This window comes from Pseudomonas sp. ASL9 (assembly GCF_056680335.1).
Genome location: NZ_CM155277.1, coordinates 2,600,029 through 2,616,463 on the forward strand (window position 1 = coordinate 2,600,029; position 16,435 = coordinate 2,616,463).

The 16,435-nt window shown below is 57.3% G+C and carries 12 protein-coding genes; 7 read left to right on the forward strand and 5 right to left on the reverse strand.

The window, feature by feature from the left end; translation table 11 throughout:
- Positions 1–31: 31 nt before the first annotated feature.
- Entirely contained in the window at positions 32–484 is a 453-nt protein-coding gene (locus AC1ME2_RS11970; RefSeq protein ID WP_480441378.1) for a DUF4399 domain-containing protein, read from the reverse strand.
- Between the two features lie 138 nt (positions 485–622).
- Here AC1ME2_RS11970 and AC1ME2_RS11975 point away from each other — a divergent pair, with 138 nt between their 5' ends.
- Entirely contained in the window at positions 623–1,396 is a 774-nt protein-coding gene (locus AC1ME2_RS11975; protein WP_480441380.1) for a transporter substrate-binding domain-containing protein, read from the forward strand.
- Between the two features lie 98 nt (positions 1,397–1,494).
- On the opposite strand, the gene AC1ME2_RS11980 is transcribed toward AC1ME2_RS11975, so the two are convergent.
- On the reverse strand, positions 1,495–2,127 hold the full coding sequence (locus AC1ME2_RS11980; protein ID WP_480442114.1) for a 2OG-Fe(II) oxygenase: 633 nt from the start codon (positions 2,125–2,127) through the stop codon (positions 1,495–1,497).
- A 108-nt stretch (positions 2,128–2,235) separates the two neighbouring features.
- Here AC1ME2_RS11980 and AC1ME2_RS11985 point away from each other — a divergent pair, with 108 nt between their 5' ends.
- Entirely contained in the window at positions 2,236–3,006 is a 771-nt protein-coding gene (locus AC1ME2_RS11985; protein ID WP_480441382.1) for a DUF2059 domain-containing protein, read from the forward strand.
- 735 nt (positions 3,007–3,741) lie between these two features.
- On the opposite strand, the gene bipL is transcribed toward AC1ME2_RS11985, so the two are convergent.
- Positions 3,742–4,692 carry a phospholipase BipL gene (bipL, locus tag AC1ME2_RS11990; protein ID WP_480441383.1) on the reverse strand — a complete coding sequence of 317 codons (951 nt, stop codon included), beginning with the start codon at positions 4,690–4,692 and terminating at the stop codon, positions 3,742–3,744.
- A gap of 120 nt (positions 4,693–4,812) precedes the next feature.
- Between bipL and AC1ME2_RS11995 the strand changes: the two genes are divergently transcribed.
- On the forward strand, positions 4,813–5,400 hold the full coding sequence (locus AC1ME2_RS11995; RefSeq protein ID WP_480441385.1) for a DUF6436 domain-containing protein: 588 nt from the start codon (positions 4,813–4,815) through the stop codon (positions 5,398–5,400).
- Here AC1ME2_RS11995 and AC1ME2_RS12000 read toward each other — a convergent pair.
- Together AC1ME2_RS12000 and AC1ME2_RS12005 are read right to left on the reverse strand one after the other, a co-directional pair.
- Positions 5,394–6,314 carry a ParB/Srx family N-terminal domain-containing protein gene (locus tag AC1ME2_RS12000; RefSeq protein WP_480441386.1) on the reverse strand — a complete coding sequence of 307 codons (921 nt, stop codon included), beginning with the start codon at positions 6,312–6,314 and terminating at the stop codon, positions 5,394–5,396. The genes AC1ME2_RS11995 and AC1ME2_RS12000 overlap by 7 nt on opposite strands.
- 69 nt (positions 6,315–6,383) lie before the next feature.
- Complete coding sequence (locus AC1ME2_RS12005; protein WP_480441387.1) at positions 6,384–7,631, reverse strand: OprO/OprP family phosphate-selective porin; 1,248 nt, start codon at positions 7,629–7,631, stop codon at positions 6,384–6,386.
- A gap of 70 nt (positions 7,632–7,701) precedes the next feature.
- Between AC1ME2_RS12005 and AC1ME2_RS12010 the strand changes: the two genes are divergently transcribed.
- The 4 genes from AC1ME2_RS12010 (at position 7,702) to AC1ME2_RS12025 (ending at position 16,432) form a co-directional block, all read left to right on the forward strand.
- On the forward strand, positions 7,702–7,890 hold the full coding sequence (locus AC1ME2_RS12010; RefSeq protein WP_480441389.1) for a hypothetical protein: 189 nt from the start codon (positions 7,702–7,704) through the stop codon (positions 7,888–7,890).
- A gap of 47 nt (positions 7,891–7,937) precedes the next feature.
- Entirely contained in the window at positions 7,938–10,337 is a 2,400-nt protein-coding gene (locus AC1ME2_RS12015; protein ID WP_480441390.1) for a penicillin acylase family protein, read from the forward strand.
- A 768-nt stretch (positions 10,338–11,105) separates the two neighbouring features.
- The gene (locus AC1ME2_RS12020; RefSeq protein WP_480441392.1) at positions 11,106–15,074 is read left to right on the forward strand and encodes a DUF1592 domain-containing protein; all 3,969 of its coding nucleotides are present in this window, start codon (positions 11,106–11,108) and stop codon (positions 15,072–15,074) included.
- Positions 15,071–16,432, forward strand: coding sequence for a DUF1552 domain-containing protein (locus AC1ME2_RS12025; protein WP_480441394.1), 1,362 nt, complete (start codon positions 15,071–15,073; stop codon positions 16,430–16,432). The genes AC1ME2_RS12020 and AC1ME2_RS12025 overlap by 4 nt, the downstream gene beginning before the upstream one ends.
- Positions 16,433–16,435 lie beyond the last annotated feature (3 nt).

Sequence of the window (16,435 nt, forward strand, 5' to 3'; positions counted from 1 at the left end):
CTGGTCTCCTTTTTTTGGTCTTGATTAAGTGTTACTTGACGGTCACGGTGATTTTCTTCGACTCGACCGGCGGGTTCAGCGGGATGTGGCTCTTGTCGCCCACCAGCAATTGCAGAGTGTGCTTGCCCGGCGTCAGGGTCAGTTCGGTTTCGGTCTGGCCTTTGCCGAAGTGCTTGATGTTATCGGTCACCGGCAGCGGTGCATCCATCGCAGGCTGGTCTTTCACGTCAATCAGCAGGTGGTGGTGGCCGGTATCAGGCATATCGACACCTGCCGGCGCAACACCCATGCCTTTGAGACCAAACTGAACCTTGAAGGTCTTGCCCACGGTGGCGCCATCTTTGGGCGAAATAATGTACACCTCGGCGCCCGCAGGCGAGGCGGTGCGTGGAACATCGGCAGCGTTAGCCAATACAGAAGCGCCCAACAAAGAGCCCCCTAACAACAACCCAGCGATAGCCGCTCTTGAAAATAAAGTCTTCATGTTTTCTCCAGGTTTTTTTGCAAAAAAATCGGATATGAAACAACAACTTTGAATCATTTGAGTGTCCAAAGCTGTGACCGACTACGCTAAACACCATAGAGCATAGCGGTTGTGATTTCTTTTATCTTAGGAGCGCCCATGCGTTTTGTGCCTGGCCTGTTACTTTTATCTGCCTTTTTAAGCCCCTTGGCTCATGCCGACTTAATCGACGAAGTGAATGATCGTGGCGAGTTGCGTATTGCCCTGGAGGCAAATTTTGCACCGTTCAACTTCATGCAAGACGGCAAACTGACGGGCTTCGAAATCGAGCTAGGGCAACTGCTGGCTGATGAGCTGGACCTGCGCGCTTCGTTTATCACCACGGATGCGACCACCCTCCTACAGGGTGTCGAAGGTGACAAATATGACATCGCCTTGAACCACATCGCGGTAACCCCAGAACTCAAAGAGCGCTTCGATTTCAGCGAGCCCTACAGCTATTCCAGTGCGCAACTGATTTTGCGTAATAAGGAAAAGCGTCCGCTGCAAACCTTGGGCGCGCTCAAAGGCCTTTCGCTGGGCGTCGCCCAGACCAGCCAGTTCGCCGAAGAGGCTCGCACCAGTGAAGGGATCGACCTGCACAGCTATCCTGACGCGCAGCAGCCATTGAAGGCGCTGGCCGACAAGCAGCTCGACGCAACCATCAGTGATCGCCTGCTGGTGCCTTTTGCGATTCGTGACAGCCATCTGCCGGTCAAACCCGGCAATGACGTCGGACCGCTATTGCCCCTGGCAATCCCGTTTCAGAAAGGTAATCCGGCATTTCAGGGCGTACTGGACGGGGCATTGCAGCGAATCAAAGGCGATGGCCGGTTAAGCGCGCTGTCTGAAAAATGGTTCGGCATCGACGCGAGCAAGCCGCCTAGGCCGTGACCAGGGCTATTCGCTCCTACAGATTATATGGCGGTATCTGTGGGGGCGACTTCATTCGCGAAGACGTCAGATCAGGCACCCAAGAGCCTGAGACAGCATCAGAACGGCTCATTCCCCCGCCGCCGAAACCAGCCCGTCAGGGACAGGCGTTCGCGAGTAGAAGGCAATACCTCATGGGGCATTTCGCCAGAGAGAAACACCAGCAGACAGCCGCCCGTAGGCTGTACGTCATGTTCGACGCCCTCTTTTAGAAACATCCGCAGCTGACCACCGTGTTCGGGCAACCAGGCCTGATTCAGGTAAAGCACTGCCGAGATCGTGCGTCGGTCATCGTCGCGAAAGCGGTCGACGTGCTTTTGGTAAAACGCGCCTGGGGGGTAGAGCGCGAAATGGCTCTCGTAATCTTCCAACCCAAGAAACAACCCGCGATTGAGTGCCAGTCGCAGGCTGTCCATCAGCGCCAGATAACGATCACAGGCCGCGACCTCACCCGCTTCTAGCCACTGAATATGGTCACCGCGAACCCCTTCTCGCACTTCCTGGGCCGAGCCCCGCCCCACAGCCGCTGGCGACAGTTCGCCCTCGGCCGCACGCCGACGGCACTCTGCGGCCAACTCGAGGGTCAGAGTTTCTGGCAGGAAAATATTTTGCTGTGACCAACCGTGAGCGGCCAGATCATCGACAATTCGTAATAGCAGCGGGTGATCAGAGGGTATTTGCATGCTGCGCATAGTATCCATACGGCTTGAAAACCGACAGCACCACCGAGCGACCGAAGTGTTAACTCGACAAATCCACGCCACCGCACTGAGAATAGCGGCCTGCTGACAGGAGTCCCTATGCGCCGTTTGTTTGTTTTGCTGTTGATGTTCTGCACGATGCCCGCTTGGGCAGACGGCCACGACCAGTTGTACACGGTCGCCGGTTGGCCAGAACAACGCGCGCATTTCACCGCCGCCTTGACCGCTGCTCAACAACGCTATCGCAACAACCTGCCGCCAGCGGTGTATCAAGCGTTGGTCGATAACAGCAACCAGCGCTTCGCCCCGCAGGCCATGGATCAGCGTGCCAAGCAACACTTGCGCCAGACCCTGAAAGACCCGGCGCCTGCACTGCAATTTTTCCAATCGCCGCTGGGGCGCAAAATCGTCACCGCCGAGCTGACCGCGACCCGTCCGGATCAACTGGCAAAAAACGCTCAGGGCTTGCCGCATATTGAAGCCAGCGCGACCCGTCAATTGTTGATCGGCCATCTGGCCCAAGACCTGCCGGTCCGTGAAGCGGGGGCCGAGGTCAGCCTCGCCATCGCTGGCGTTGCAGCCGACAGCCTCAGTCAGATGATCCCCGGCCTTCTGGGCGGTGGTCAGGCCCAAGGCATGCTCGATGGCCAACGCGAGCGCTTGATGGCGCAGATTGGCAACGACATGAACAACACTCTGCTCTACGTCTACCGTGACCTTTCAGACCCGGAACTGGACGAGTTCGTCACCTTCGCCGAGTCCCCTGAGGGCAAGGCGTATTACCAGGCAGCACTGGCAGCGATTCGCGCCGGGCTGGCGGTTGGACAAAGCCCATCGAGCCTGGCGCCCGCAGGGCAGCCGGGGAATTAACCTGCAGGATGCCGCGCTGTCGCGCAGCAAACTGGTTTTGATTTGCGTGGTGTGATGGTTTAGTGGTGTGTCAGATAAGCCGCCTTCGCGAACAAGTTCGCTCCTACAAAGATTTTGATCTGCCGTTGGGATTTGGAGTGAATTGAGTATCGAATTACGGCAAGGCCCCTTTTCCAGGAGGCCGAGCGCAGGCGTTGCGCAGGGGAGTACGAGGCAAGGATGCCGAGTAAGCCGCACGGGGCCAGGGACGGCCCCTTGCGGCGCCCCCCGGAGCAACACCGGAGCGAGGGAAATCCGAGCCTAGGCGAGGATCCGTATGGAGGGGCAAGCGTTTTGGCGGGACCTTTTTGCGGTTCGGCGTCCCGACGTTTGTAAAAGGTTCCTCGCTGTAAAGGTGAAACCATAATTCCGGCAACCACACATGCCGGATATACACCCAATACACAGCGCCAACACATTGTTTTTAAAAAATTAAAAGTCTGTTTGATAGGAGGCCTCGCCGCGTCTTCGACGCTGCGCTGTCGCGCAGCAAACGGGTCCCTGTAGGAGCTGCCGAAGGCTGCGAAAAGGTCGGCACGACCTTCAGCGGTCTCAAGAAAGCGACCGGTTCCCGGTCGATCGCAGCCTTCGGCAGCTCCTACAGGGGATCAGCGTTTGGTTGAAAATTTAATAAGATTTATTCTTTATTTTTCAATGCGTTATTTTTTGTTTGATGAGAGACGGGGGCGGAATCTCCTACAGAGTCTCATCAAACTTCGTGTTCAAAAACGCAAAATAACGCTGACGTAGCGCGGGCAGTTCATTGGCCAGGTGATGTCGTGCCTCGCTCAGCATCAATATCTGCGGCTGGGCGAATTTATCCTTGAGCACTTCAAGGTTGTGGCCCCAGTCGACGGTCATATCCGCCTCACCCTGAACGATCAACGGGCTGCGCGTGCTGCGTGGCGCGGCCTCGATCCGTGTGATCCACTTGGCCAAGGCACCGACCCAGGCGGTCGGCAAGCGTTGCGGCTGGAGCGGATCCGCTAACAGAAACGGCAGGAAAGCCGGGTCATTGGAGTTTTCGCTGAAGCGCCGGGCGATGCCTTTGACGAAGGGGCTGAGCAGGTAATAGCTTAACTTCGACCAGCCCCAGGCCTGCGGTCGAATCAACGGCGCCAGCAGGATGGCCTGCCCTTGTGCAGGGCTGTCGATGCCATGGTTGAGCAGATGATCGATCACAATCGCCCCGCCCGTACTTTGTCCGCACAGATGCCAGGGTTGCGGCAGTTGCAGCCCCAGCGCTTCGGCGAACAACCCTTGCAGCACAACCTGGTACTCGTCGAAGTCATGGATGCTCGCGCGAACCCCGCTGGACAAGCCATGCCCCGGCAGATCACAGGCAATCACTGCAAAATTCTGATCCAGCGCCCACTCGATGACATGCCGATACAGACCCATATGGTCGTAGAAACCGTGGATCAAAAATAAGGTCGCGACTGGCTGTTCAGGCAGCCAGACCTGACTGACCACTTCATAACCACCGACATCGAAGCGCCCCAATCCACTGCGGACCGACGCAGCACGCCCGACAAACTCAAGACCATAGAAGCGCTGATACGCCAGCCCTTCGCCGGACATCGGCTGTGCGGCGAGCAAAGGTAGCAGGCTGGATCGTAAAGAGTCAGGGTCAAACGCGGCAGACATAGGGCTTCCAGGCAAAAACGGAGGTCATTTTCATCCGAACATGACAATGAGTTGGGCTGCGATATTCATCTGTCTCGTCAGGCATGGCAAGCTACGCTCCCCAAAACAGAACCCATCGGCATGAACTCACTCAATCGCCCTACCCTCCTCGCGTGCCTGCTTGCCCTCGTTTGCGCGGCCGGGCTGTGGGTGGCTTACGATTGGTTCCAGGGGCGCTATATCCGTCCGTTCAGCGATCAGACGGCGCTGTTCGCCGGTGACATGCTGAGCCTGCCCACCGACCTGGCCGGACCGGGGCGAATCCGCCTGGTGCATTTCTGGGACCCGGCCTGCCCATGCAACGTCGCCAATCAGCAGCACCTGGCCGAATTGGTCGAACACTACGGCGGTGGCCAGGGCGTGGACTTCTACTCGGTGCAGAAACCTGGCACCCACGGCCAATTACCCAGCACACTCAACGCGATCAAACCACTGGTCAGCCTCCCCGGCGCCGAGCGCATCACCGCCAGTCCCGCTGTAGCGATCTGGGACCGTGAGGGCCACCTGGCCTATTTCGGCCCCTACAGCGAAGGCGCCACCTGCAATTCCGGCAACAGTTTTATCGAGCCGATTCTCCAGGCCCTCGGCGCCGGTCGCGCCGTCAATGCCACACACACCATGGCGGTCGGTTGTTATTGTCCTTGGCTAACAACGCCGTCCAGTCAGTGATGAGCCGCCTTGTAGTCGATGACGTAAGGCAGTTTGTTACGGACGGTCTTGCGCAGCTCTTTGCTGTTTACTGACGAAAAGCCGCCCAACTGTCGAGCAGTGAACCCGCTGTCGCCAACCAACGCAGTGCCCGGCAGCGCCACCATCAAATCGCTCGCAGCCTCTAGCGCCTTGCGATAGCCGCTGCGCTCACCCAAGTCGAAAGACTCGATATCCAACTGCCCGCGCAGCCAGTTGCCCCAATAAAACTCAAGAAACTCCGGCGCAATACCCGCTGCACCCGGCTTGCCGAACGCCGCCCTGCGAGTGAAATAGACGAGGCTGCGAAACGGGTCGTTCTGCATATTCGTCAGGCCGAGCTGCTCAGGCAGCTGCGAAGGGTTGATCGATTGACCGGTGCCGTCCTTCAGCCAGGTTTTGTGTGCCTTCTGCATGCGCGTCCAAAACGTAATGCTGTCGGCACTGTCGCTGAAGTCATCGGTCACCTTGACCCACATCTTCAACTGCGAGCCGGCGCCCGGCTGATCCCACAGCGCAGTGAACGTGTGATGACCATCGGTGAGGTATAACGTCCCCTCAGGGCCCCTCACGACTGTTTTCATGTCGTTGAGGCGGGTGCCCACGGGGCTCTGGCAGTCGAAGGTCGCGGGGCGAAGCACGTCCGCATCATCAGGCACCCGACTCGACTCGCCTTGGCCATTGGCCTCACAGTATTCATCGAACAACTTAGAGCGCTGACCTGCGAAACGCTCGAGCTTGTAGTAGATCTGATCAAACCCGACCACCGCCTGGGTCGGGTGCAATTGATCGAGACTGACTTCGACCAGATTGCCCGGTTTGTGCGTAGACGGCGCGTGGACCTGAAGCGTGAATACACCCAACAATATGACGAGCAGCCATGAACTCATACGCATCGTCGAACCCTTTCAAACAGTGAGGCCCCCGCCTGTAGCAGGGGCCGAATCAGCTTCTGACAGCCCCCGTTAGAAAACGTATTGCAGGCGCAAACTCAGTGCATCGCCTTGTTCATCGCCATTGCCGTTCGAGACGTTGACCGTTTTGGCCTTCAAATAATTGGCGGAAACTTTAACCGCTTGGTTGGCGTACCAGTTCACCCCCACGCTTTGCACCTTAGCGGTGTTGTCGAGAAAACCGCTCTCCTCGACGTTGGCGTGATCAAAACGATAGAACACCTCCCATGCGCCCAACTGCTTGTTCTCAGGCTTGATTTGATCGAATTTGCCACCGTTGAGTTTGTAGCCACGGGACTCGCCCGTCAGGGTGTAGGCGACTTGTCCGTAATAACCGGTGACGTCGCGATTATTGCGCACCGACTCAGACTTGGCGTCGACAGTACGACGCAGGTATTCGCTTTGCAGCGAGAACGGGCCAGTCGCGTAGGCGAACTCAAGGCCCAACGCGGCGTCCCCGTCAAATGCGCCAGCGACCTTCGGCGCGAGGTCCGGACGATTGCCGTTTTCGCCAACCTCAGTGGTACCACGCACATCAAGACGCGTACGCACTTGCCCGTTCGCCTGATCAGCTCCGCTGAGCGCATAGTTGATGCCGAAATGCAGGACATTCCCCGACTCGGCGAATGGCGCAAAGACACCGCGCAGGTTGTAGTTATTCCGCGTCCTGCCGTTTTCGTTTTCGTTCGAAGACGGCCGGAGGATACCTGCCGAGCCATAGAACATGTCGGTCGTACCGCGTAGCTGCACACCCATGCCCTTATCGCGGTCGTTCACCCACGGTGCCAGGTCCGTCAGCATGCTGCGTTCGATGGCGGTGATCCATTTCGAACTGGTGGCATTTTCCAGACCGAAATCCGGATCGAAGCGGCCAAATTTAAGCGTCACTGGCTGGAAGCCCACGTAGCTGACCGACGCCTCTTTGAGGAGTGAGTTGGCATCATTCAAATCCATTGCCAGGTCATAGCCCCAAACGCCATACGCCTTGCCAGATAATTCCAGGCGGGCGCGGCGCAGATAAGCACTGTCAGCGGTCTTGCCATTCTGTGAATAGACGCCATCGAACTGGTCGAAATCCGCCTGTATGCGTCCGCCAATACGAAAACTGAATTGATCGTCAGCGGTGGCGAGTTCCAATCCGCCTTTGGTTTTAACGACAATATCGGTGCCGTCGGTCGTAACGGTTCCGGCCACTGTTTCAGCGGAAATCGCTAGCATCAGCGCGCCCACAGTGAAGCCGGCGTGGTACTTGCTGAACATCGGTGTATCCCCTTTGAAAAACGGCTTCGAGCGTCTTGCCTAAAGCCTTCCATTTGAGGGGTGCATCCTGATGAGCGAAAAAGTCAGAACCATTTCTATTGGCTGGGGTTTTATTACAAGAAAATTCACAATCGCTAACGGGCTCGCGCCCACAGCGGTCCGCCGGTTCATGGGCAAGTGTTACTCGATGTTATTACTCACCATTCACACCCCGTTCAGTGGCGTCGATGGTGCAGACGACTACACGCTGGCGGCGTAAAAATCTGTAGCCTGCTAGCCCGGACTGAATCAATGACAGGACTTCAGATGAAACGCGGCCTAACCGTTCTCGCCATCCTTCTCGCGGTTGTCATTTTCATCCTGGCGGGCGGGGGATTTTGGTATATCCACAGCAAGCAGCCCGTGCGTCAGGGCGAGATGCCCCTTGCCCACCTGCAAGCGCCGGTCACCGTGCGTTACGACGAGCGCGGCGTGCCGCATATCCGGGCCGAGAATGAGGCTGATCTGTATCGCACCCTGGGCTATGTCCACGCTCAAGATCGGCTGTTCCAGATGGAAATGCTGCGGCGTCTGGCGCGTGGCGAACTGGCCGAGGTGCTGGGCCCCAAGCTGGTGGACACCGACAAACTGTTCCGCAGCCTGAGGATTCGTGAGCACGCCGACGCCTACGTTGCCCGCCAGGATAAACAAACACCCACCTGGATGGCCCTGGAAGCGTATCTGGACGGCATCAATCAGTATCAGAACACCCACGCGAAACCTATCGAGTTCGACCTGCTGGGCATCCAGAAGCGACCGTTCACCGCCGAAGACACCCTGAGCGTCGGCGGCTACATGGCGTACAGCTTTGCCGCCGCCTTTCGTACCGAGCCGCTGCTGACCTATGTGCGCGACCAGTTGGGCCCCGACTACCTGAAAGTCTTCGACCTCGCCTGGCAGCCGCAAGGTGCACTGGGCCAGGCGCCAGCACTCGCCAGTGCCGACTGGAAAGGCTTGAACGACCTGGCTTGGCTGAGCCAACACGCACTGGAAGAGGCTGGCTTGCCGCAGTTCGAAGGCAGTAACGCCTGGGTGATCTCCGGCAGCCGCACCCAAAGTGGCAAGCCGCTGCTGGCCGGTGATCCGCACATTCGTTTTGCCGTGCCATCAGTGTGGTACGAAGCGCAATTGTCGGCGCCGGGGTTCGAGCTGTACGGCCATCACCAGGCACTCAACCCGTTCGCATCGCTGGGGCACAATCGCGACTTCGGCTGGAGCCTGACCATGTTCCAGAACGACGATGTGGACCTGATCGCCGAGAAGACCAACCCGGACAACCCCGATCAGGTCTGGTACCACGGGGCCTGGGTCGACATGACCCACAGCGAGCAGCAGATTCTGGTCAAAGGCGCACCGGCCGTGACCCTGAGCCTGCGTCAGTCGCCTCACGGCCCGATCATCAACGATGCGTTGGGCACGACCGCAGCTACAGCGCCCATTGCGATGTGGTGGTCATTTCTGGAGTCCGAGAACCCGATTCTGCAAGGCTTTTATGAAGCCAATCGCGCCGACACCTTGAGCAAAATGCGTGCGGCGGCAGAGAAAATTCAATCGCCAGGACTGAATGTGGTCTGGGCCAACGCCAAAGGCGACATCGGCTGGTGGGCCGCCGCGCAATTGCCCATAAGGCCTGCAGGCGTGAACCCCACCTTCATCCTCGACGGCAGCACCGCGCAGGCGGACAAGGAAGGCTTTTACCCCTTCAGCGCCAACCCACAGGAAGAGAACCCGGCACGCGGCTACATCGTCTCGGCCAACTTCCAGCCGGTGTCGCCAACGGGCATGGAAATTCCCGGTTACTACAACCTCGCCGATCGTGGCCAGCAACTGAACAAGCAGCTGAGCGACCCGGCCGTGAAGTGGGACCTGGAGAGCAGCAAAAAGCTGCAACTGGACACGCAGACCGGCTACGCAGCACGGGTGTTGAAGCCGCTGATTCCGGTATTGCGCAGCGCCGTGAAAGACCCGGAAGAACGGGCACTGGTCGAGCGCCTGGCCAACTGGAACGGCGACTACTCGCTGGACTCAGTCGGGGCGACGCTGTTCAATCAGTTTGTGTCGGACCTGATCCAGGAAGCGATGCACGATGAACTCGGCGATGGCTTTTTCGACACGCTGCTCTCGACCCGCGTGATCGACGCTGCCCTGCCGCGACTGGCCGCCGATGCTGATTCACCGTGGTGGAAAAACCGCAACCCACCCTTCGAAAAGAACCGCGCGGAGGTGGTCAATGTTGCGTGGCACGCCAGCGTCTCGCACCTCAAATCCCTGTATGGCAGCAACCCGGATGAATGGCGCTGGGGCAAGGCGCATACCTTGACCCATGGTCACCCGCTGGGCATGCAGAAGCCGTTGGACAGGCTGTTCAACGTCGGCCCGTTCCCCGCGCCCGGCACCCATGAGGTGCCGAACAACCAGTCCGCACGCATCAGTTCAGCGCCTTGGCCAGTGACCTATGGCCCATCAACCCGACGCTTGATCGACTTCGCCGACCCGGCCCACAGCCTGGGCATCAACCCGGTTGGGCAAAGTGGCGTGCTGTTTGATGAACATTATTCGGACCAAGCCAAAACCTACATCGAAGGCGGCTATGTACCGGAGCATTTCGACGAGGCGGATGTCGCGACGAATACGCGGGGAACGTTGAGATTGGTGCCAGCCAGATAGATTTAGCTGGCGCTGCCGACGTCTTCGCACGCGTGCCTGCGAAGACGTCTTGAGACGTGCAACACCTCCAGCAGATCAAAATCTGATCAACCTCTGCCAACACCAATCCCGCAACACCTCACAGCCTTCGACCAACAACTTACCCACAGGGCCACCCACAGCAATTGTGGGCAAGTCAGCCAATGCCCTGTGGAAAACTCAAAAAAACCGCTGCTTATGCAAAAACCATCTTTTTCGACGCCATTGATCAGTTTTTGATCATATGCCACAAACGTAAGCAGGCCGGGGCCTGCAACGGATGACGAACACCTTATCCACAGGAGCGCTAACAGGGATTGTGGGCAAGTTATCCAGTGATAAAGGCGTTTACAAACCGCGCTGCAAGTGCATGCCTGAAGTATTTGTCAAGGTTAAAAACCTAGTAGAACTGCTAGTGACGGGAGGTATTAAAGGTTTGTTAGGGTGAGTGAACGAACGAGTTAGCAACCGTAAAGTTGCTGTTCGCACCAGCGCCGATGCACAGGAGCTTTTCACTCCGCGAGGGAGGCCCGCACCATGTCCCCATATCCGATACTGCGTCTATTGCCTTTTATAATTCTCCTGCTATTCATTGCAATACTGTATTGCATGTTCCCGTCGATTGCTTATGCAAACAGCACTGCGCAAGACACCCTTTACCCGCGCACTGTTAACACCTCATCTCAAGGAAAAGCGGCGTGCACTTCGCCCCAATACACAGCGAATACGCCTTATACCGCAGACTTTGTCGTGCAAAACAAGGGGTGGGAATACAAGTGTAAAAACGACGCCGAGGGCGGCATAGGCAGTTGGCAGTGGTGCTCACAGGCAGCGTATGAGCCCGGCTTATCCACAAACACCTGGAAAGATGCCTGGGTCGAACTGAGCGAGTGCGGCGCCACCGCGCCAGAGCCAAAAGGTAATAGCCTCAGCCTGAACTTCGCTGTCCTTGACGCCGCCAGAAAGCTAACACCCCTGACCCCGGGTGCGGGTAAAGAAGTGCCCGCCCCCCTCTCTGGCGTATTGCGTTGCAAGGACGAATCGCACCCTATCAGTTCTGTAGGCATGCCTATTCGTATCGAAGGCCTCAAACGTTGCGATTATCAATTGATCATGGAGGCTTCCGAACATTATTCACCGTTGTCCACGCCTCAAATCATCAAGTTTTCAGGTGATGACGGAGAACATCAGGACGTCGATGTCGTCTACCGTCATAAGGTCGATGTGAGCAAGTTAAGTACCTTGCCGGGTTATAAAATCGAACTGTTTGCCGAGGGCTTGATTCAACCCAGGCAGATGGCCATGGGCAATAACGTACTGTATGTCGGGTCCAGTGCCCTCCCGACCTATGGTTATCAAGGCGCCATTGCCGATTTCATCTATGCACTGCCCCTTGACGCCGCCGGCAAGCCGACGGGCCTCTACGTGGTGGCATCGGGACTTGAGGAACCCCATGGCGTCGCTTACCGCGACGGCGACCTGTTTTACTCGACGACAGGTGGGCTCTACCGCATCCGCAACGTCGACACGACCTTCAAAGATGCCAAACCAGAGTTGATCGCCAAGTTTCCTGCCGACGACTATCTGTTCCCTTTACCGTCCCTGGAAACAGGTTCCATGACACGCATTTGGCACCAGAAGCATCCGCTGCATTTCAACCCGACCGACCCGAACGATAAAGGCCTGTATACCGCCGTCGGGATACCTTGCAATATTTGCATGATCCCGGCAGACCCTCGTTATGGCTCGATTTTGCGGTATGACATCGACACCGGGACGTCGACTATTATCGCCAAGGGCATACGCAACTCCGTCGGATTCGACTGGAACCCTGTGTCTAAGGAGATCTGGTTCAGTGACAACAACCGCCAGGGCATTACGAACCCTGATGAAATCAACCGTATTTCAGCGCCGGGTCAGCATTTTGGTGTGCCGTATATATTCGGCAAACAGATACCGGGTTTTACCCAGCAAGAGTTCGATAACCCCAACGAATACGTAACACCTACATTGGTGACCGGCGCGATCGTTTCTGATTTATCAATCGATCAGATCGACCCGAAGAAGTACGTGCCTGCGGCGTTTGATTTAGGCAATGGCCTGGCCCCGTTAGGGGTTAAATTCTGGAGTCCGCGTCCTGCCACCGATGGCAGCCAGGAACTGCTCGTTGCGACCCATGGCGCCAGCTCTCACTTAACACCGGGCCTGGATGTGCGGCGGATGTCGATCAAGAATGGCAAAATCGTTTATCAACTTCCGTTGATCAACGGTTGGGTACAAAACCCGGAACAGTTAGATGCTTATTGTTTAAGTGACCATTGCATCGGCCGTCCGACGGACTTTCTCACGTTACCCGATAACAGTTTATTGATCTCGGACGATGTGGCAGGCGTGATCTATCGCGTCACCTTTGATGCCAGCGCCCTGAAGAAAACCAATCTGGTGTTTCACGCCAGCACCACCCCGCCAGTGGCGCTGGCCGACGAGATGATCAGTGGCTACCTGATTGACACTCACGGTAACTCGCGGGCGTTTAATGTCGGCTGGGGCTCCGCAGTCATGACACTTGAAGGCCTGGACTACGGCAGTTATGAAGTGAGGCTGAATGACGTCGACAACTGGCTGCCCACGAAACGAACAGCCACGTATGTGCTTTCTGAGCAGACGCCCAATCAAGTGATCGACATGAGCTACAAAGAGCGGGATGAGAATGTGACGGCTCAGGTCACCTTCATCGCCCCGGCAAAACCAGTCTCTGTCAGCGCCCCAAACTGGGCTGTCGAGTTAGTTGATTTGGCAGGCCACATAGCTTCTCGGGTCATTCAGGTACCGTGGGGCGGCCGCGTCACCGAAACGCTGAAGTATGGTCAGTACGAGGCTCGCTATCCTTACTTTACCCAGGAACTACCAGAGCCCACGGTAGGTGCCATTGATATCAACGAGAGCAGTACCGATTTCGCCATGCCCCCCGTGACCTATCGGGCAGTAGAGAACCTTGGCAGTACCGTCATCGAAGAAAAATGCAGCAAGTGCCATAGCGCTGAGTATTTTCAGAATGCGAGCATGGCCAATAGCTGGAGCAATGCCACCCACGACAGTTTTGTTCAGTGGATCAGAAGCATGAAAATCACCGGGCATTGCGATCAGCGTTGCGGCGAACAGGTGGCCGATCATTTGATCAATACCGTGTGGGCACCGTATCTGAACCCGGCAGAATCGGTCGGTACCCGGCAACTGCGATTGCTGACGCGCTCGGAATACGTCAACACGATTAAAGACATCTTCACGCTGGACATCAACCCAGGTAAGTTGCCCGCGGATAAATCCGATAGCAAATTTAAATACCCCGGTGAAGCCGACCTCGGGATTGTCGAAGCTGAAGACGCCAAACTTTTCTACGACATGGCCATTTCTATCGCTGACCAGGCGCCCCCTCAACGGTTGGAACCTTTCAAGAAAGCCAACGCGAAAACGGCGGTGATTACCCTGGGGCACCAACTGTTCCGGCGCCCGATGACGGCGCCTGAAACAGAACGTTATACCCTACTGCTGAATGAACACGGAACGCAGGGACTTATCACCGGCATGCTGCTCTCGCCGTATTTTCTCTATCGCTCGGAACTGGGCGCCGAAGTGGCGGGCGAGCCAGGCGTTTACCGACTGACGGCCAATGAGCTCGCCACGGCGCTTTCCTATGCCTTCCTGGGCACTACGCCCAATCAGGCACTGATGGCCAAAGCCGAGGCGGGATTGCTGAGTACGCCAGCGCAAATCGGTGCTGAAGTCGACGCCATGATGCTAACGCCTCAAGGACTTGAGCAATTCAATCGTTTCATTCAGTACTACACCAAAACCGCGCGTGACCTGCAGGAGAAACCGGGACTGACCCCAGCCCTCATCGAGGACATGAGGAAGGAGCAGCGCTTGTTTGTCGAGTACGTGATCAAGGAAGGGAATGGCACGCTGGATCAGCTGTTCAACCCAGGATTCACGTTCCTCAATCAACCACTCGCCGAGCAATACGGCATCACCGGGGTTAACGGCGCGAACATGGTCAAGGTAGCGGTCGATGCCACGCGCGGGGGCTTACTGCATCAGGGCGTCACTCAGGTTGCCACCTCTGACTATCAAGCGACGTCACTGGTCAAGCGCGGAATAATGGTTCGGGAGCAGCTGTTCTGTAAGGAATTCGGCGCGCCGGTCGAGGCCGATCCGACCGAGCCTCACTTCCCTGACAGGGCCATTACCACCCGCGAACGTTGGGACCTGGTAAACGGCGAACATGCCTCCAACGGAAACTGCTGGAAATGTCACCAGTACATGAACGACACCGGTGGTTCCATGGAAAACTACGACGCTTCCGGCCGTTATCGCCAACAGGAGAATGCCTATAACTACGCGGCCTTCCCACAGGTGCTGCCGATCTACGCAGGCGGTCCGTTCATTGATAACACCGGCTCGCACAAACTCGCGGACGTACATAACGTGCGGGATATCGCTGCATTGATTCCGCATAACCCGGACGCCCAGCGGTGCATGGCCGACAGTTATTTCCGCTTTACCTTTGGCAGCCCGGCCCAGGCGCACACCGCGGGCATCATCAATGCGCTGAGTAAAGGTCTCGCAGAGACAGGTTCCCTGCGCGACATGATGCGCACCGTGGCGACATCGCACGCCTTCCTCTACAAGCAGTCCCCGGACGCAAGGAAACAGCCATGAACTTACTCACAAGTCGTCGCCGTTTTTTAATGGGGTTGGCCGCCGCTGGCGTCGTACTGCCCCTGAGCAGCAGCGGCCTGGTGCGCATGGCACTGGCTGGCGAAAAGCAGCAAGCCAAGTTGAAGGTCGTATTCTTCGTGGTTCCCGACGGTCTGGCGGTCGACTCCTTTACCGGGGGAGGTTTCGGGGATGGACGAGGGCTTTGGCACCCTGCGGTGACAGCAGGCCTCGTAGACACCGCCGAATTCCACTTGGGTGCCGTCAGCCAGGAACTGACAGCCTATCGCGATCAGTCTCTGTACATTCGGGGGACGATGAGCGGGGTGGGAAACGGAGGCCATGCCGGGTGGATGAATATCTTGCGGGACAAGGGTCAGAGCATGAGTTCTATCGATGTCTTGCTGGGAGACCATATGCCGGGTACTTCACAGCGAGCCGTGTTTGCCGGTCCCCATGCTGGAATCGATGGCTCCCACTGGTACGTCTCCTGGAAAGACGCCAGTATCAGAACCCCCCAACAAAACCCGGTGCTGCTTTACGAGTCGCTGTTTGGCATCACCAGCAGCGCGGTGCGCGAGCAACAGGTGCGCAACAAACATGCCTTCGACCCCATCCTGACCGATATTCAGGAAATCAAAGGGCAGCTGGCGGGCGCACAACGACAAAAACTCGACACACACCTGGACTCAGTCGAACAGGTCATCGCCGACCTGGATGACTCATTGCCCCCCATTACTGAATGCCAGACGCTGAGCCTGGAAAACCACCCCATCACATCGGCAATGTTCCGCAATGAAGTGCAACACGCGCACAGCCAGGTTGTTGCAACCGTATTGAGTTGCGGCATCACCCGCGTTGCAACGATTCAGGTGGGGCGATCCGCTGAATCGCTGAATATCCTGGACGTCAGCAGCACGACAAACCCACACGATTGCGCGCACCGCTCCACCGAAGAGGTGTGGCGAGGATCACGCCAGTGGTACGCGAGAAAGGCCAAGGAGTTCATGGATGAACTGGCCAAGTTCTCCGACCCCGATGTACCCACCGACAGCCTGCTGAAACACACGCTGGTCGTCGTCACCAGCGAGATGGCCGACGGTGCTCCCGAGCACACGATTGACATGCCGTTACTGCTGATGGGCGGCGCCGGGGGCCTGTTGAGGACGGGCACAGACAAAGGCCGTTACCTTAATATCGCGTCCCAGTTCGATGAAAACCACCACTCAGGGAACCCGGTCATCGGTAAAAAATTCGTTGGGATGCAACGCATCTGGGCAACCATCGCCGCCGCCGCCGGAACCACCGTGCCCTACGGCGGCAACGTCAGTCCGGTCACGGGGATATTCACCAACGTTTAAGGG

Coding starts and splice junctions, on each gene's coding strand:
- AC1ME2_RS12010 (WP_480441389.1), top strand. CDS start 7,702: ATGAGCGAAAAAGTCAGAACCATTTCTATTGGCTGGGGTTTTATTACA.
- AC1ME2_RS11975 (WP_480441380.1), top strand. CDS start 623: ATGCGTTTTGTGCCTGGCCTGTTACTTTTATCTGCCTTTTTAAGCCCC.
- AC1ME2_RS12000 (WP_480441386.1), bottom strand. CDS start 6,314: ATGCGTATGAGTTCATGGCTGCTCGTCATATTGTTGGGTGTATTCACG.
- AC1ME2_RS12015 (WP_480441390.1), top strand. CDS start 7,938: ATGAAACGCGGCCTAACCGTTCTCGCCATCCTTCTCGCGGTTGTCATT.
- AC1ME2_RS11985 (WP_480441382.1), top strand. CDS start 2,236: ATGCGCCGTTTGTTTGTTTTGCTGTTGATGTTCTGCACGATGCCCGCT.
- AC1ME2_RS11970 (WP_480441378.1), bottom strand. CDS start 484: ATGAAGACTTTATTTTCAAGAGCGGCTATCGCTGGGTTGTTGTTAGGG.
- AC1ME2_RS12005 (WP_480441387.1), bottom strand. CDS start 7,631: ATGTTCAGCAAGTACCACGCCGGCTTCACTGTGGGCGCGCTGATGCTA.
- bipL (WP_480441383.1), bottom strand. CDS start 4,692: ATGTCTGCCGCGTTTGACCCTGACTCTTTACGATCCAGCCTGCTACCT.
- AC1ME2_RS11980 (WP_480442114.1), bottom strand. CDS start 2,127: ATGCGCAGCATGCAAATACCCTCTGATCACCCGCTGCTATTACGAATT.
- AC1ME2_RS11995 (WP_480441385.1), top strand. CDS start 4,813: ATGAACTCACTCAATCGCCCTACCCTCCTCGCGTGCCTGCTTGCCCTC.
- AC1ME2_RS12025 (WP_480441394.1), top strand. CDS start 15,071: ATGAACTTACTCACAAGTCGTCGCCGTTTTTTAATGGGGTTGGCCGCC.